The sequence below is a fragment of the Dyadobacter sp. genome, assembly GCF_017744695.1.
Classification (GTDB): Bacteria; Bacteroidota; Bacteroidia; order Cytophagales; family Spirosomataceae; genus Dyadobacter.
Genome location: NZ_JAGIAS010000002.1, coordinates 315,941 through 331,615, shown reverse-complemented (window position 1 = coordinate 331,615; position 15,675 = coordinate 315,941). Strand labels below are relative to the sequence as shown.

At 50.3% G+C, this 15,675-nt stretch carries 13 protein-coding genes; 4 read left to right on the top strand and 9 right to left on the bottom strand.

Going from position 1 to position 15,675, the window contains the following annotated elements; genetic code table 11:
• Positions 1-9: 9 nt before the first annotated feature.
• Genes J7619_RS08890 through J7619_RS08870 form a run of 5 tightly spaced genes read right to left on the bottom strand, consistent with a single transcriptional unit; the run spans position 10 to position 4,104 of the window.
• On the bottom strand, positions 10-672 hold the full coding sequence (locus tag J7619_RS08890; RefSeq protein WP_291197083.1) for a hypothetical protein: 663 nt from the start codon (positions 670-672) through the stop codon (positions 10-12).
• Positions 654-1,280 (bottom strand): hypothetical protein, encoded by a 627-nt coding sequence (locus J7619_RS08885; RefSeq protein ID WP_291197081.1) that lies wholly within the window; start codon positions 1,278-1,280, stop codon positions 654-656. The genes J7619_RS08890 and J7619_RS08885 overlap by 19 nt, the downstream gene beginning before the upstream one ends.
• 23 nt (positions 1,281-1,303) lie before the next feature.
• Positions 1,304-2,329 carry a hypothetical protein gene (locus J7619_RS08880; RefSeq protein ID WP_291197079.1) on the bottom strand — a complete coding sequence of 342 codons (1,026 nt, stop codon included), beginning with the start codon at positions 2,327-2,329 and terminating at the stop codon, positions 1,304-1,306.
• A 51-nt stretch (positions 2,330-2,380) separates the two neighbouring features.
• Positions 2,381-3,394 (bottom strand): hypothetical protein, encoded by a 1,014-nt coding sequence (locus J7619_RS08875; protein WP_291197077.1) that lies wholly within the window; start codon positions 3,392-3,394, stop codon positions 2,381-2,383.
• Positions 3,395-3,414: 20 nt separating this feature from the next.
• Complete coding sequence (locus tag J7619_RS08870; RefSeq protein WP_291197074.1) at positions 3,415-4,104, bottom strand: hypothetical protein; 690 nt, start codon at positions 4,102-4,104, stop codon at positions 3,415-3,417.
• 191 nt (positions 4,105-4,295) lie between these two features.
• Between J7619_RS08870 and J7619_RS08865 the strand changes: the two genes are divergently transcribed.
• Complete coding sequence (locus tag J7619_RS08865) at positions 4,296-5,216, top strand: sugar phosphate isomerase/epimerase (protein WP_291197072.1); 921 nt, start codon at positions 4,296-4,298, stop codon at positions 5,214-5,216.
• A gap of 368 nt (positions 5,217-5,584) precedes the next feature.
• Here the strand turns inward: J7619_RS08865 and J7619_RS08860 are convergent, their stop codons facing one another.
• Both J7619_RS08860 and J7619_RS08855 read right to left on the bottom strand, forming a co-directional pair.
• Entirely contained in the window at positions 5,585-6,589 is a 1,005-nt protein-coding gene (locus J7619_RS08860) for an alpha/beta fold hydrolase (protein WP_291197070.1), read from the bottom strand.
• An 80-nt stretch (positions 6,590-6,669) separates the two neighbouring features.
• Positions 6,670-7,833: an MFS transporter gene (locus J7619_RS08855; protein WP_291197068.1), complete on the bottom strand. Its 1,164-nt coding sequence runs from the start codon at positions 7,831-7,833 to the stop codon at positions 6,670-6,672.
• Between the two features lie 311 nt (positions 7,834-8,144).
• Between J7619_RS08855 and J7619_RS08850 the strand changes: the two genes are divergently transcribed.
• The 3 genes from J7619_RS08850 to J7619_RS08840 all read left to right on the top strand — a co-directional run bounded on the left by J7619_RS08850 (position 8,145) and on the right by J7619_RS08840 (position 11,181).
• Positions 8,145-9,650, top strand: coding sequence for a serine hydrolase (locus tag J7619_RS08850; RefSeq protein ID WP_291197066.1), 1,506 nt, complete (start codon positions 8,145-8,147; stop codon positions 9,648-9,650).
• A 76-nt stretch (positions 9,651-9,726) separates the two neighbouring features.
• Positions 9,727-10,371 carry a hypothetical protein gene (locus J7619_RS08845; protein WP_291197064.1) on the top strand — a complete coding sequence of 215 codons (645 nt, stop codon included), beginning with the start codon at positions 9,727-9,729 and terminating at the stop codon, positions 10,369-10,371.
• A gap of 192 nt (positions 10,372-10,563) precedes the next feature.
• A complete protein-coding gene (locus J7619_RS08840; RefSeq protein WP_291197062.1) occupies positions 10,564-11,181 on the top strand; it encodes a DUF6134 family protein in 618 nt (205 codons plus the stop codon).
• 5 nt (positions 11,182-11,186) lie between these two features.
• On the opposite strand, the gene J7619_RS08835 is transcribed toward J7619_RS08840, so the two are convergent.
• Positions 11,187-12,323 carry an efflux RND transporter periplasmic adaptor subunit gene (locus J7619_RS08835; protein ID WP_291197060.1) on the bottom strand — a complete coding sequence of 379 codons (1,137 nt, stop codon included), beginning with the start codon at positions 12,321-12,323 and terminating at the stop codon, positions 11,187-11,189.
• A 24-nt stretch (positions 12,324-12,347) separates the two neighbouring features.
• Positions 12,348-15,608 (bottom strand): efflux RND transporter permease subunit, encoded by a 3,261-nt coding sequence (locus J7619_RS08830; protein ID WP_291197058.1) that lies wholly within the window; start codon positions 15,606-15,608, stop codon positions 12,348-12,350.
• Between the last annotated feature and the right edge of the window lie 67 nt (positions 15,609-15,675).

Sequence of the window (15,675 nt, the reverse complement as noted above, 5' to 3'; positions counted from 1 at the left end):
AAAACATACTCATTTCAATCGACACACTCTAAATCCCTTTATCCTGCGGAGGGAATTAGTTACCACGGGCGGCGCAATGTCAGAAAACGACACCTCATACGTCGATTCATTAAAGGTAAAGGCACTGCCGTCGGCTCGGACACGCTTTGTCCCGGCAGGGAATAGCGCACCAGTTTCACCACTTTCCAGTGCCTGTTTATCGATAAACCCCAGCAATGAAGCGATGGTACCGTCGGTTTCGGATTGGTGGAATGAAATGCAGAAGTAATGCGAGGTTTTGGAACCGGGTTTATGAAGCTGGGAGGAAGGGATATTCAGAACGTAGTCGCCGGCCAGGATGCCGGAGCGGCGTTTCATGGATTTGATGTCAACGGCAAAATCTTCGGTGTCGGAGCAGATGAGGAAATCCTGGCCCCAGTCCTGGCCGTCGGTAGCGCCGAACGAGCGGGTAGGACGGGGGAGGTGGTAGCAGTCGGCGAACACGATTTCGCCAAGTGTGCCCGTGAAGCGCATCATGCGCGTCTGCGCGAGGCGGTCTTGGTTTTTATCCCAAATGTTTGAAGTGTGATGATGAATTATCGAGTGGTTCACGAGCTGACGGGCAAAAAGCTTCTGCTCGTCGCTGACGGAGATTTGGATATACGTGCCGTTGTTCAGAACAACTTGCTCCATGCAAACCTGATGGCTAGCAAAGTGAGTACAAAACCAATTAAAATGATCGAAAATGGAACGTAAGTGAATGCTACTAAGTGGATTCTGTCGAAAAACCACATCACACCGATGAGCGCGGCGATCAAGGTAAGAAATCCTGAAATTTTCCCAAAACCTGGAATTAGTGCGAATGGGATCTTGCTTTTAATCAACATCAGGGTAATTGCCATCGAAATGACGGGCAAATACTGTAAAACGATGTTGGCGTTCCAGATGCTCTGGCGTTCGAAGAGAAAAAGGTAAATGTTGAGGGTAACCGCGAAGATCCCCGGAATGCAAACTGCGTAAACGAGGATCGCGTAAATAATACTCCAGAACTTAACATCCCGGCTTCCATCCGCAGCCATGCCCACCGCCCAAGCCGTAAATGGCAATATCAAAAAGTAAACTACCGCGGGCCACGGGTTAGCGGAAATGGAGGCGAAGAATTGTTGTAGCGTCATGTTTTGAAGCGGAGAAAGGAGGAAAGGGACGAAAGGGAGCATTGCCATGCTGAACGGAGTCGAAGCATTTGCGACGAAGTTGCCAAACATCTCGCCGTATAGACTGTCTTCGACTTCGCTCAGCATGACAATTTTCAAGGCATCCTACATTACAAGCCCAACAAAAAACCGATCGTAAAGTTAGCGTCCCAGTCAAAGACGAATTGCTGGCAGCCTGTGGCGTCGGTTACTGCTTTATAAATGTTAACTCCCGCTTTGGATTTGGCGTTGGTCAGTTTGGAATAGGCCAGGGGAGCGCTCAATGTAGTGTAGCGCTCTTTGCCTTTGCGTACTTCCTTAGCCATTTCAAAAGGTACCCCGCCGATAATGAAGCAGGTATTGCGTAGGTTAGCAGGTACTTGTTTCGCTTTGGCGCTCACTTCCTGATACACTTTTGAGTCGTCGGTCCCGTCCTGGAAATATTTTGCACCGTAAGATTCCAATGCGGAGATTTTACCGCCGCTGATCCACGAGATCTTGGTATTACCCGAGCCAATATCCACCACAAATGCCTTGTCCGCATATTCAGCAGGCAGTACGGATTTCAACGCCAGCTGGCCTTCCTGTTCAGGAGTAACCTGGTTCACAACATAACCCAGCGACTTCAAAACGCGGGTAATTTTGGTCGTTACCTCCGCTTTCGCGGCGCCGGAGCTTACCACGAAATGGATGTCTTTGCTGCCTACACCGTAGTCGAGCATGGTGCCGATATACTTTTTCAAGCCAATGCGCACGTCTTCGTCGGTGGCCATATTCTCGGTCACAAGGCTGTTTCCGAATTCTGATTTTTCAAGTTTCCAGCGCTTTTCTTTGTCGACGGTGATGATAAATGAGTTGAAACCGCTCGCACCAAGTTCGACCACACCGCGCAGCTTCCCATCCACTGGCGCAGGCGACGTGTAGGTGAAAGCAGCACCCTCGCCGGCAGCCGTGGCCTGGCTGTTCGATGAAGTGCCCGGATCCGACGCGGTGCTTTCGGTGGTGTCGATGGTGGCTTCTGTCTGAGGGCTTTTCGCCTGATCTTCGGCCATTTGGTTCAGGGCTTTTTGTCCGCCCAGGTATTTGTACCCGACGAAAATGGCCCCCAAAATGAGCGCGGTGATGATCAACCGGCCGGCAACTGTTAGTCTTTTCATGTAGCTATGATGTGTAAAATGAGAAATATGAAGCGAATAAATGAAGAATTATCAATCCAGTAAGCCCTTGTAGCTCGAATCTTTCGGCGTATCTATCGAACGGGTGGCCGGTTGCGGTGTGTCCAGCTGGATCAGTTTGAACTGTCCTGAGTTGTAAGCTTCCAGCATAGCCTGACCCTTGTCGGACAATAGCCCATTCTGCACGTCCACGCCATTAATGAAGTCCATCGACAAATCCATCGCACGCTTCATTTCCCCCAGTTTTTGGCTCATATCGTCCTGGATGTACTCCATCGACTCATCGAAATAGAACTTCTTGTCAGGATTACCCTTGAAAATGCTGATAGCTGTACGTAATGCATTGGAGCTTTCCTTTACAATTCTATATTCTGCCTCTTTGAGTTTAACCTTTATTTCTGTTTCTTTAATAATGTAATCTGCGCTCTTGTTTACTTTTTCCATAAATTCCAGCACAGTCTTCATGTTGCGCTGCAAGGGGAGCAGTTTCTCGTTCATTTCCTGCAAGCCGGCGCCCTCGATGGTCGCAAGCGATGCGGTTTCCTTCATGCCCGGGCGGTCGAGCATGGTGCTTGCCTTATTCGCTTCCGCAAACTTCTGCTTGATACGCTCGTTGTTTTCATTGATATTCTTGTTGAGCTTCACCAACTGGCCGGCCAGCGTATTGATCTGCCCCTGCATTTTCTCCCGCTTCTCTTTCAGGTCGTCGACGTAAATCTTCATGATTGCGATCGGGTCCAGCTTGATAATGAGGCCGGTAATGCTTCGCATCAGCGATTTGAAAAGGAAGAATGCCGCCGTACGCACGTCCTTGCTCGTCAGCAGAAAAATAACGAGCGCCAGTATGGCCATCAGGAAGCCGAGGTAGAGCGTATTTTGGGTTACTTCGATCAGGAAAGCCGCGATTTTGTTCCAGAAATAGAGTGCCACAGCCCCTAAACCTCCCAGAAAAAGGAGGGAAGTAATGCCTTCCGGTCGGCTCCAATAGGACTTCTTGGAGTTGTCCTCCTGCGAGCCGCCGATCTGGGTGAAATCTGGTGTTACCATTGTGATTTAGTTGTCAGGTTTTATTGAAGATATTGGTTGATTTTCGCAAGATCGGACTGGATCTGGTCTACAAAACTTACATAGGTGACTTCAAAGCTGTCCTTATTGGTATTGATTTTGGCAGTCTGCTCGGAAACTTCGCCGGAAATCTGACCTAATCGGTTTTTATTGTCGTCTATTTTCTTTTGTAAATCAATGATTTGTTGCGCATATGCTGCATTTGTCTCTTCCAGTTTCTTGTATTCGTCCTGCAAAGCGCCCACCCGCTCCTTGATTGCCTTCTCGACATCTTTGAGGAATGAATCCCGGTCTTTGCTGAGAATCCCGAGGTACTGATCGGCGGAAGATTTCAGAATGGTGGTATCTTTTGCACCACCCATGGCCTTGAAGCTCGCCCAGGCCGCCTGAAACTGTTTTTCTTCGCCCAAACCTAGCCCCTCCATACTTTGAAGTGCTTGTTTGTATTCGAAATAATCGGGGCCGGGCAGGTTGGCTTTTTCGAGGAGATTGACGAAATGTTCCGTAAACTTCTTGTCGATTTGCCCGGTTCCTGCTGCGTTTGTGACGGTTGCTGGCGCTGGTTTCGGCGTTTCGGGAGCGGGAGCTGCGACAGCTGGCTTCGGAATTTGCTGTCCTGAGGCGGTTTCGTCGGCGTCTTTGATGAAAAAGCTGAGTATCTTTTTACCAATACCCGGTTCAGAATCTGCCATAAGTGATAAAGTGTTAAGGTTCATTGTTTTTGTCGGATCAATATTACTAAAATTCGCAGGATTTCATAGGGGGCGATATTTACCGGCGGTGCCCTGTGTTGATGAAGCCTCGGAAATTTTGGATGGGATTTTCCGGTATTCCTTGAAACCCGCTCGTTTTTTGCGGATGTTTGCCAAAAAACTAGATCCTTATGCTCAAATTAGGTTTTAATAGTGCAATTCTGGCCGATTTCGGCTTCGAACACGTCGTTCAATTTGCTGGAAATAATGGCTTTTCATGTGTAGAAGTAATGTGCTGGCCAGCCGATAATGCCGACAGCCGCCGCTATGCAGGCGTTACCCACATCGATGTCAACAACCTTACCGACCAGAAAGTATCGTCCATCAAACACAACCTGAAAGAGGCTGGGGTCTTTATTTCGGCGCTCGGTTATTATCCCAACCCGCTTGATCCCGATCCAAACCGTTCGGAATATTATATAGAACACATCAAGCAGGTAATCCGTGGGGCAGCAAAGCTCGATATTCCGGTTGTTACCACGTTTATCGGCCGCGATCCTTCCAAAAGCATTAAAGATAACCTGGCCCGTTTTGCCGATGTATGGCCTGCGATTGTGAAAGTCGCCGAGGAAAACAATGTGAAAATAGGCATCGAAAATTGCCCCATGTTCTTTACCGACGACGAATGGCCGGGAGGGAAGAACCTCGCGATCAGCCCCGCTGTATGGGACCGGATGTTCGAAATCATCCCCGACCCGTTGTTCGGCCTGAATTACGATCCCTCCCATATGATCTGGCAGATGATGGATGAATTGTTGCCAATTTATAATTATAAATCACGCTTACATCATGTCCATTTGAAGGATGCGAAAGTTTATAAAAATAAATTAAATAATGTAGGTATTCTAGCTAACCCATTGGAATACCATTCTCCCAAGCTTCCCGGATTAGGAGATGTAAACTGGCGTGGTTTCTTCGCCGCATTGACAGACGTGCGTTATCGCGGACCGGTTGTGATCGAGGTGGAGGATAAGGCTTATGAGGGTAATATTACCGACGTTAAAAGCGCTATTCTCACCAGCAGGAATTATGTGAGTCAGTTTTTGGGCTGACCAGACAGGTTATCGCCGTGATTACCTCTGACATTTATGCCGATAGGAGACCTCCGGAGTCGAAATATCGTTGATGACTCGTCGGTTTCTATAAACGCGTAACCCCGCTGGGGCAATGAAGCGTCTTACGACCTCAGCCAAGAGAAGGTCGCCGGCGATGGTCTGCTGGTACAATAATGAGGCAACTTGAAGTGCTCCGGAGGAACGATCTGTTTATAGCAATTAGATGCTCAGATTCAATCAGGCTGCGGAGGAGCCGCCTTGTTGGAAAAAATAAAAATGCCGCACGGTTCGTAATCTGTGCGGCATTTTATTTCGAATAGTTTATATTTATAAATTATTCAATATTTAAAAATGTAAATCATCTATTATTGCTTTTCCAAAAACCGCAACAACGGCGTAATAAACCTGCCAAAATCCTCGATATGCGGTAAATGCCCGATGTTATCCAGTTCCACTAATTCGCTACGGGTAATCTTCGCCTTGGTTTGCTTACCCAGCTCCGGATAATTTCCGAGCGTTTTTCGCAGATTCTCAGGCGCCATATTCTTCCCGACGGCACTTCGGTCGCGCTGGCCGATGATGAGGAGCGTAGGAGCCTTAATCTGCCCGAATTCGTAGCATACGGGCTGCGTGTAAATCATATCATAGGTTAATGCGCTGTTCCAGGCCACGCGCGGGTAGTCCTTTCCGAGCGTCCAGCCTGCCAACAGATTTGCCCATTTGGTGTAAGCGTCCTTCCATTTGCCGTCATAATAGCTGTTCAGCTGATAGGTTTTAATGGAATTAAAATCGCTTTTCAATTCACTCATATACCATTTATCCACGGGCTGGAACGGCACTTTCAGCTTGTAGTCTTCGAGGCCGATGGGGTTTTCAAGAATGAGTTTCTCGACGAGCCGGGGGTACATCAGGGTGAAACGGGTAGCCAGCATACCGCCCATCGAATGCCCCAGAACAGCTACTTTGGTAATGCCCAGCTTGTCCAGGACTTTTTTGGTATTGGCTGCCAGCTCATGAAACGAGTACTGGAAATGCAAGGGTTTAGTCGATTTCCCAAAGCCGATCTGATCCGGCATGATCACGCGAAAACCCTTATCGGCAAGCGCTCTGGCGGTTTCCTCCCAATATGCCCCGTTGAAATTCTTCCCGTGCAGGAGCATGACCGCCCGCCCGTTCGCCCGCGTGGGACGCACATCCATGTACGCCATTCGAAGCTTTTCACCCTGCGATTCCCATTCCAGGTAATCGACGGGAAAAGGGTAGGTATATGTTTCCAGGTTCATATCCAGCGGCCGTAACGAGTCGTTTTGCGCGTTTACGGCTGTGAGGGACAGGAATAGCAGGCCAATGCCCAGACTGAGTTTTTTCATGGATCTTATGCTTTAAAAAGCGAAAAGAGGATAACGCTGCCGCTATCCTCTTTTCTATGAAAAATATGTACCAGTGTGTCTTAGTCGATCAGGCGGGCCTTGGTCGACAGATAGGCCGTCAGTGTCGCCAACACGCCCACGATGGCGAATGACCAGCGGAGATTGGCAAACTGTGCCACGATACCGATCAACGGCGGGCCGATCAGGAAGCCGATGAAGCTGATGGAAGAAACCGCCGCCAGCGCCATTCCAGCCGACATGGTTTTAGAGCGCCCGGTAGCACTGTAAACCAGCGGAACCACCGATGATACACCGAAACCAACCAGCAGAAAACCCAATGTGGCGGTGACCAGGGTAGGGAATGTTACGGCAATGGCCAGGCCGGTACCCATTAACGTGCCGCTCAATTGCAACATTTTACGACGTCCGAGGCGGTTGGCAAGCCAGTCACCGGCGAAACGGCCGCCCGTCATGGTACCCATAAAAGCCACATAGCCAAGCGTAGTCATTGAAGCCGGTACGTGAACTGCTTCCTGGAAGTAAACGCCGCTCCAATCAAACATCGCGCCTTCACAGACCATCGCACAGAAGCCGATCAAACCTAGGATCAGAAGATCGCGGTCGGGCTTTACGAACATCGGTTGTTCTTCGCCCGCCTCTTTTTCGGTATCAGGCATTGTGTGCTTGTACGCAGTGAAAATGACAGCGAAGGCGATCAGGGCGATGACAATAAAGTGGATATGAGGAGGGATACTTACCGAAATGAACAGCGAGCCGATCATCGCGCTTACAAAGCCTGCAAGGCTCCACAAGCCGTGAAAAGATGCCATAATGGACTTGCCGTAAACCTGTTCTACCGCCACCGCCTGCGTATTCACGGCGATGTTGGTGAGGTTACCCCACAAACCGAATGCGAACAATGCGATCACGAGCTGCTCGGTACGCGTAACGAAACCGATGAATGTCAATGTGATTGCGTAGAGAATTGCGCCGATCAGCACCATTTTCTTGCTGCCGTAGTGGGTTACCATCCAGCCGGAGATCGGAAGACTGGCCATCAAGCCCAGCGGGAGGGCGAGAAGCACGGTACCGAGACCGCCTTCTGTCAGATGGAGCATGTTTTTAATGTCCGGGATCCGGCTTGCCCAGGCGGCGAAGCTGAGTCCTTGCACGAAGAAGAAGGCCGCTACGGCCCATCTTAAATATCGTCGGGAATCGGAAGGAGCGAAAATTGAATAATTCATAACGTGTGATTAGTAATATCCTTATATAATTTTTTTAATTTTTTCGATTCACGGGTTAGATGCTTAAAAATTGCATTATGTGCAGTTCTAAACTTCCACTAATGCAAAATTAACGTATCTGGCAATCATTTGATTCATAGGAATTGGATTTTTTAAATTAAATTAAAAAGTATGTATTGTACAAAACCAAGAATCGTTGCATTTTAGTGATTTAACGGCACCAGGTGGAGGGGTTGTAGGTAAAATAGTAGGCAAAACGGTGACCGTTTTTTATCTTCACCCAATCACCTAACCAACCTGTTCACTGCCTGATGCGCGTCATTCTCACTTCACTCCTTAGTTTGGTTGCATTACAAACCTGGTCGCAAACCGCCTCGCGGGAGCGGCTCGATAAAATCAGGGCGACACTCCCCGTTATTGAAAAGCTCTATCATGATTACGCGGAGAAGAACCATTTCCCCGGGCTGGCATTCGGACTGGTAGTAGATGGTCAGCTGCTGGTATCAGGCGGGCAGGGCTTTTCGGAGGTCGCTACTTCGACGAAAGCGACGCCGCAATCGCTTTTCCGCATTGCTTCGATGTCGAAAAGCGTGACGGCCATGGGCATTCTGGCGCTTCGGAAAGAAGGGAAATTGAGACTCGACGACCCCGCATACCTTTACATTCCGGAATTGAAAAATATGCCGTCGCTGACAAAAGATGCGCCAGCGATTACCATCCGGCATTTGCTTACCCACATGGCGGGCTTTCCCGAAGATAATCCGTGGGGGGACCGCCAGCTCGATACCCAGGATAAAGACCTGATTGCCCTGATAGCCAAGGGTATTTCCTTCTCCAATGTGCCGGGTGTTACTTATGAATACAGCAACCTGGGCTTTGCGATGCTGGGCAAGATCATCTCGAACGTGTCGGGCAAGCCCTATCAGCAGTACATTAACGAGGTCATTTTTAAGCCGCTGGGCATGAAGAACACGATTTGGGAATACACGCTGGCGCCGAAAAACTTGCTCGCGCATGGTTATCGTTATGAGGACGATGTCTGGAAGGAAGAAGAACTGGAACATGACGGTACTTACGGTGCCATGGGCGGGCTGATCACATCGATCGATGATTTCAGCAAGTATGTCGCATTCCATTTATCAGCCTGGCCGCCTTCTTCCGCTGCCGAGGCGGGTCCCGTGCTCCGAAGCGATGTGCGGGAAATGCAAATGCCCTGGAACTTCAATAGCCTGAATGCGTCGTACAAATACCCAAGCGGTCGGGCGTGTGCGATGGTTTCGGCTTATGGTTATGGATTGCGTTGGAGTAAAGACTGCGAAGGGAGAACGGGAATCGGCCACACCGGTGGCTTGCCGGGGTTTGGGAGCCAATGGCAGATATTGCCGGAATACGGCATCGGCATCATCGCACACGCGAACCGCACGTATGCGGGTATGGCGACGATCAATACGGCCGTGTTGGATACGGTGATCGCACTAGCGGGCCTGAAACCATTGCCTGTTGCCGTCTCGAACGTTTTGAAACAACGGAAAGACCAACTTGTCAAACTCCTTCCGGCGTGGCAGAATGCCGAACAGAGCGGCATTTTCGCGGAAAACTTCTTCCCCGATCGTTCTGTATCGCATCGCCGCAAGGAGCTGGATGCGTTGCTTGCCAAAACAGGGGCGATCACGGGTTCGACGGAAATGACGGCCGAGAATCAGCTCCGGGGCACGTTTATATTGAACGGCACCTCGGGCAATATTAAAGTATATTTTACGCTCTCACCCGAAAATCCCGCATTGATTCAGCAGCTCGATTTTTCACTGGTTAAATAAGGGTTTTTGAAAAAATTGAAGAGGGCATAGGGGGATCGAGGGAGCCGGTTGTCTCGAAAGAAACAACTTAGCGATCATGAAAAGGACTCTTTTATCATTCATCTTCATTTTTGTGCTGGGCGCTACTGCAAGCACCTTTGCGCAGAATAACCAAACGCTCTTTCAAAGCCGGGGAATTTACCGTTCGGGAGGCTATGCGGCGATTTCCAATAAATTCACGAAAATTAACGGCGATTATGCCAACATGGCCGAACTGTACGGCGGCTGGTTTATCAACCAGCGGTTTTTGCTTGGAATAGGCGCCTCCGCGACCACAAACTACATTCCGGTGCCGGCATTGGAACAGAATTTCCCCGCCCGTAAAATGACTTACCAATATGGTCAGTTCGGCCTGATGACCGAGTACGTGTTCGCGTCGACGCGCAAGGTGCATTTTACGGCGAATTTGCTGACGGGTGCCGGCTTCACAATGCAATACGACCGTAACGACCTCGATAACTGGGAGTGGGACGACTGGGATGACCGCCATGACAATGATGACGCGAAATGTTTCTTTGTTATGGAGCCGGGCGTGCAGGTGGAATTCAATTTGTTGAAATGGATGCGTTTCAGTCCCGGAATTTCTTATCGTAAAGCATTTAATGCAGAAGGTAACGGACTAACCGACAGTGATTTGAGCAATATTTCCTACAATCTGACCCTGAAATTCGGGCGGTTTTAAGTATCGGGGGGATGAGGTGCCGTTCACTAACTGGTGGGGCATTTAATCCCCCTTTTTCCTGAACGGTCGCCACACTTCCCTCGCATTCAGTTAAGTTAATAGCTTGATAATCTTTGTTCAAGGGCAATAGGAACAGAAATAATGGAGTTATTAGGAGATTGCACACGATTGGGAAACAAAACAAGAGGGAAGATGCGCGTATTGGGATTTGTATGGATCGGGTGTTTAATGCTCGCTTTTTCAGTTGCGAGGGGGCAGAATGTCTATGATGTGATGGTGGCAGGCCGGACCATCGGGTCGTTGAAAGTATTCGATGAAAAAGGGGCCGACAATGCAGAAACGCACCGCATCGAGTCCGATTTCAAAATCATGTTTTACAAAGGGTCGTACTCAACCCAAACCAATTATGTGCAGGGGAAGCTCGTTTCCGCCACCTGCGCCCACCACGTGAATGGCGATCTTAAAGAGAAGACGCTCACCAAAACCAGTTCCAAGTCACTTTATGAGGTACTGTTCTCCGGGGAAGATATCGGGGACAAACCCAGCGTGGTGGTAAACAAACCGATCATCAGCACCATTACCGGCCTGTATTACAAGGAACCTGTTAATATTACGGAGGTCTATTCTGAACGGTATGGCAAAATGTGCAACATCCGGAAGCTGTCTGAGGGTAGGTACGGCGTAACGCTGCCGGATGGGAAGGAGGGGGTTTATTCCTACAAAAACGGCCTTTGCCGTGAGGTAAAGACCGATCTTGCAGGTTTTAAACTAAGAATTGTATTGAATGAGGGCAAAACTGCCCTGCGCTGACAGGCCTAAATGGCTTCCTGCTTCACATTTTTCAGATCCGAATTATCCCGGATTTCTTCATTGGCCACTTTCACGAGTACATCGCCTTCTTTCACATCACCGAAAATCTCGGTTTTTTCGGTACTGCTGCTGCCTGTTTTCACGGGTACCCAAACCGCCCGCTTGTCCACGACCTTAATCACATAGGTGCCTTGCGTCGAATTCAGCACGGCAGTTCTCGGAACGGCAAAAGTGTTCGCATCGCCTGATAATGGGATGGAAACTTCGGCAATCATACCGGGCAAAAGTTTTCTATCAGTGTTAACCACATCCATTTCCGTGCGCTGCGAGCGTAAACGTGTGTCCAGCGCGCCCGCGAGGCGGCTTACTTTGGCAGGGAAATCCTGGTTAGGAAGCGATTTCACTTTGAAGCTAACCTGGCTCTGATTTTTGAGGTAACTGGTATATTGCTCCGGCACGCTCACCACGAGGCGGAGCTTGCGTTGCTCTACCAGCGTGAAAAGCGGGAATTCGGAGCCTTTGCCTGACGGACCCACATAGGCGCCTGCACTCACGTTACGCGCGGAGATAATGCCGCTGAATGGCGCCCGTATTTCAAGGTAGTTGCGGGTATCGGTGATTTCGCGGCTGGCAGAACGTGCGGCGTCCAGCTGGGCGAGGTCAGAGCGCTGTTTCGCAAGCGCCACGTCCAGGTCGTTTTGGGAAACGGTACCGGGCGTTTTGCTGGTTTCGAGCAGACGTTCGTAATTGGCTTTGCTGGCCTGGTAAATGGCTTCAAATGATTTCAGCCGCGATTCGCTGGTAATGAGTTGGGAAGTGAGTTCAGGTGCTTCCATCGTGGCCAACAACTGGCCTTCGCGTACCTCCGTACCCACGTCCACGTGGAGTTTTTTGACAAAACTGCTCACCTTGGCGTAGATGTCTACCTGCTGGAACGCGACCAGCTCACCGGGAATCTGGATGCTGGATACCAGTTGTTCTTTTTTAAGCGGAAATGCGTCCACCACGGCAGCGCTCGAACTCGCTTCGGCCGCCGCTTTTTTGCCCTCTTCTTCTTCGGCCCGTGATGAACCGCAGCTTTGCAGGACCGTCGCTGCACCTGCAACGAGTACGGTCATGGCGATTTGATGAATATGTCTCATAGTCGGATAGGTTCGATGTTGTGATTAACGGGTCATTGGAACATAATACTTGCTTTCTTCATCCTCGGGGTCGAGGGAAACGCTTTGCGTCGATGCCTTGCCCTGTCCCCATGCGAATACAAGCGGGAGAATGAACAATGCAGCGAATGTCGAGGCGATCAGCCCGCCGATTACCGCCCGGCCCAGCGGTGAAGACTGGTCACCCGCTTCACCAAGCCCGCTAGCCATCGGGATCATACCCACCACCATTGCCACGGCCGTCATAACGATAGGACGGAGGCGGAGGCCGGCCGATTCTTTCGCAGCTTCAATGGCATTGCCGCTGTGCTTGCGCAGCTGCTCGGCATTGGTAATCAATAGCACGGCATTCGAAATCGATACCCCCACCGACATGATAATGCCCATGTAGCTTTGAAGGTTCAATGTGGAGCCTGTTACCATCAGCAATGCAAGTGAGCCCAGGATTACGGCCGGTACCGTCGCCAGTACGATCGCCGATACTTTAAACGATTGGAAGTTAGCCGCCAGCATGAGGAATATCACGACAATGGCTACGATCAGACCGTTTTGGAGGCTGTCCAGGGTGTCCGTCAATGTCTGGCTCAGACCCACCAGTTCGACGGTCAGTCCGCGTGGCAGCTCACCGAGGGAGGCCAATGCTTTTCTGACATCGGCTTGCGCTACACCGAGGTCGGTATTATTCAGGTTCGCAGTTACCGAAAGTACCGGCATTGCGCCGAGGTTGTCATTTTCACCATAAGTCGTGTCGGGCGTAATGGTCGCGATATCGCCCAGTACCGGACGGTTTGCGTTTCGGAGCAGCGGGATTTCAGTCATTTCCTGGACACTGTTCATTTTACTTTCCGGAATCTGTACCTGTACCGCGTAACTGAAACCGCCTTTTTCGTCCACCCAGATATTCTTGTCGGTATAGCGCGACGAAGACGTCGAAGCGATGAGTGATCTCGAAACATCGTTCATGTCCACACCCAATTGCGCCGCTCGCATGCGGTCGACTTCAATTTTAATGGCCGGGTATTTGTTCGATTGGCCTAATTGAATATCACGCAAATAGCTGATTTCCTTCAATTTCGCAATTACTTTCTGTGCATATTGTTCGTTCTGCTTCTTATCGCGTCCCGACATCCGCACCTCGATCGGCGTAGGAGAGCCCTGGCTGAGGATCTTGTCAGTCAGTTCAATGGGTTCGAAAGACATAGTCAGGTCCGGGATCACCTGCTTTACTTCTTTGCGGATCTTCTCTTTCAGTTCATCCAGGTTTGTATGAAACTCTTCATGCAAACCCACCTGCAAAACCGCTTCCTGTGGCCCTGCCATAAACAGGTAAATTGGGTTTACCGAGAACAATGAAGGGTGTTGACCGACATAGGCCGAGGTTACCGACACATTCTGCGGCCCCACGATTTTCTTGATAATATCGATCGTTTTCAACGTCTTCTCCTCCGTACGCTCCATACGCGTACCCTCGGGGGCCCGCAGGCGCACCTGGAACTGGCTGCCGTTTACTTTGGGCAAAACATCCTTTCCAATATGGCTTAACAAAAATGCGGCCAAAGCCGTGGTGATGATCAGGTATGCGGCCACTATGGGTTTGCGGAAAGGCATCACCCGGTTGATGAAGCGCATAAAACGTGCCCGGATACGCTCAAACGGGCTGATTTTGCCGTTCTGATCCGCATCCGCGCGGTGGATCAATGCTTCCTTCTGCGAATCGGGATCTTTGCTGAGGCCCGATGCGGCAAACTCTTCGGCATCGGTCATTTCCGAGCCGTCGGCTTTTTTATGGTGCTTCACCTTCATGATCCAGTTGGCCATTACCGGCACGAATGTCTGGGCCAGGAAGTACGAAACGATCATGCTGAAACCGATAGCCAATGCCAGCGGAAGGAACAACGACCCCGGAATACCGCCCATGGTAAATGCCGGCGCGAACACCGCCAGGATACAGAACAGGATCAGCAACTTGGGGAATGCGATTTCCTTACAGGCATCCCAGATCGCGAGCGCCTTGGGTTTGCCCATATCAAAATGCTGGTGGATATTCTCGATCGTCACCGTACTTTCATCGACAAGGATACCGATCGCAAGCGCTAACCCGCTCAACGTCATAATGTTGATCGTCTGCCCGAACAAGTTCAGGAACAAAACGCCGGAGATAATGGACGTCGGGATCGTCAGGATCACGATTAACGCCCCGCGCGGGTCGCCGAGGAAGAGGAGTACCATAAGCCCGGTCAGGATCGCCCCAATGGCGCCTTCCGTCAGCAAGCTCATCACGGAGTTCATCACGTAAGTCGACTGGTCGAACTCGTAGCTCACCTTCACATCTTCCGGCAATGTATTCTGAATACGCGGAATTGCCTTTTTCAGGTTTTGTACCACTTCCCATGTCGAGGCGTCGGCGCTTTTGGCAATACTCAAATACACCGAACGCTTGCCGTTCACGAGCCCGTAGCCGGAGGTAATATCGGCGCCGTCTTCCACCGTCGCCACATCGCGGAGGTAGAGGTTCTGTACACCGCCTTTAAAGAGCGGGATATTTTCAAATTCTTTAACCGTGTGAATGGTCGTGTTGGTAGGGGTAATATAGTTCTTATCGCCAATGCGCACGTTACCGGAAGGGGCGGTCTGGTTATTCACGCGCAATGCTTCCACCAGCTGGTCGGGCGTGAGGTTATGGGCACGCAGCAGCTCGGGATCGGCCTTGATCACGACCGTACGAATGTTACCACCGAACGGAGGTGCGGAAACCAGACCGGGAATCGAGGTAAAGGTCGAGCGTACGTACACGTTCGCGAGATCGAGCAGTTCATTGTTACTGCGTTTTTCGGAACTCAGTACGAGCTGGCCCACCGGCAATGTCGACGCGTCGAAGCGGATGATGAATGGCGGGTTGGAGCCCGGCGGGAAGATGGCCTGTGCACGGTTGGTGAATGCACTGAGCTCTGCCGAGGCTTGCGCCATGTTGGTACCCGGGTAGAAGTTCACCTTCATCAGGGTAAGGCCCTGGATGTTCTTGGTTTCAATACTCTTGATACCATTGACATACAGGAGGATATTGATGTATTGTTTGGCGAAGAAGGTCTCCATCTGGTCGGGTGTGTACCCACCGAACGGGTGCGCGATGTACATCACCGGCAAGTCCAGTTTCGGGAAAATATCGACCTTAATCTTCCGCACCGCATCGATACCGAAAAAGAATAAACCGGCTACTATCACCATGATGGTGATCGGTTTACGTAATGCAAAACGTATTAAATCCATGTTACTTAAATGTAAGTTGTAACGGTAATACTTTATTGATGAGCGATATTGTCAGGTGTGGTCAGGT

Bases quoted from the DNA above. Each gene is read 5' to 3' on its own strand.
- J7619_RS08890 (WP_291197083.1), bottom strand. From the start codon at position 672: ATGGAGCAAGTTGTTCTGAACAACGGCACGTATATCCAAATCTCCGTC.
- J7619_RS08885 (WP_291197081.1), bottom strand. From the start codon at position 1,280: ATGCTGAGCGAAGTCGAAGACAGTCTATACGGCGAGATGTTTGGCAAC.
- J7619_RS08880 (WP_291197079.1), bottom strand. From the start codon at position 2,329: ATGAAAAGACTAACAGTTGCCGGCCGGTTGATCATCACCGCGCTCATT.
- J7619_RS08875 (WP_291197077.1), bottom strand. From the start codon at position 3,394: ATGGTAACACCAGATTTCACCCAGATCGGCGGCTCGCAGGAGGACAAC.
- J7619_RS08870 (WP_291197074.1), bottom strand. From the start codon at position 4,104: ATGGCAGATTCTGAACCGGGTATTGGTAAAAAGATACTCAGCTTTTTC.
- J7619_RS08865 (WP_291197072.1), top strand. From the start codon at position 4,296: ATGCTCAAATTAGGTTTTAATAGTGCAATTCTGGCCGATTTCGGCTTC.
- J7619_RS08860 (WP_291197070.1), bottom strand. From the start codon at position 6,589: ATGAAAAAACTCAGTCTGGGCATTGGCCTGCTATTCCTGTCCCTCACA.
- J7619_RS08855 (WP_291197068.1), bottom strand. From the start codon at position 7,833: ATGAATTATTCAATTTTCGCTCCTTCCGATTCCCGACGATATTTAAGA.
- J7619_RS08850 (WP_291197066.1), top strand. From the start codon at position 8,145: ATGCGCGTCATTCTCACTTCACTCCTTAGTTTGGTTGCATTACAAACC.
- J7619_RS08845 (WP_291197064.1), top strand. From the start codon at position 9,727: ATGAAAAGGACTCTTTTATCATTCATCTTCATTTTTGTGCTGGGCGCT.
- J7619_RS08840 (WP_291197062.1), top strand. From the start codon at position 10,564: ATGCGCGTATTGGGATTTGTATGGATCGGGTGTTTAATGCTCGCTTTT.
- J7619_RS08835 (WP_291197060.1), bottom strand. From the start codon at position 12,323: ATGAGACATATTCATCAAATCGCCATGACCGTACTCGTTGCAGGTGCA.
- J7619_RS08830 (WP_291197058.1), bottom strand. From the start codon at position 15,608: ATGGATTTAATACGTTTTGCATTACGTAAACCGATCACCATCATGGTG.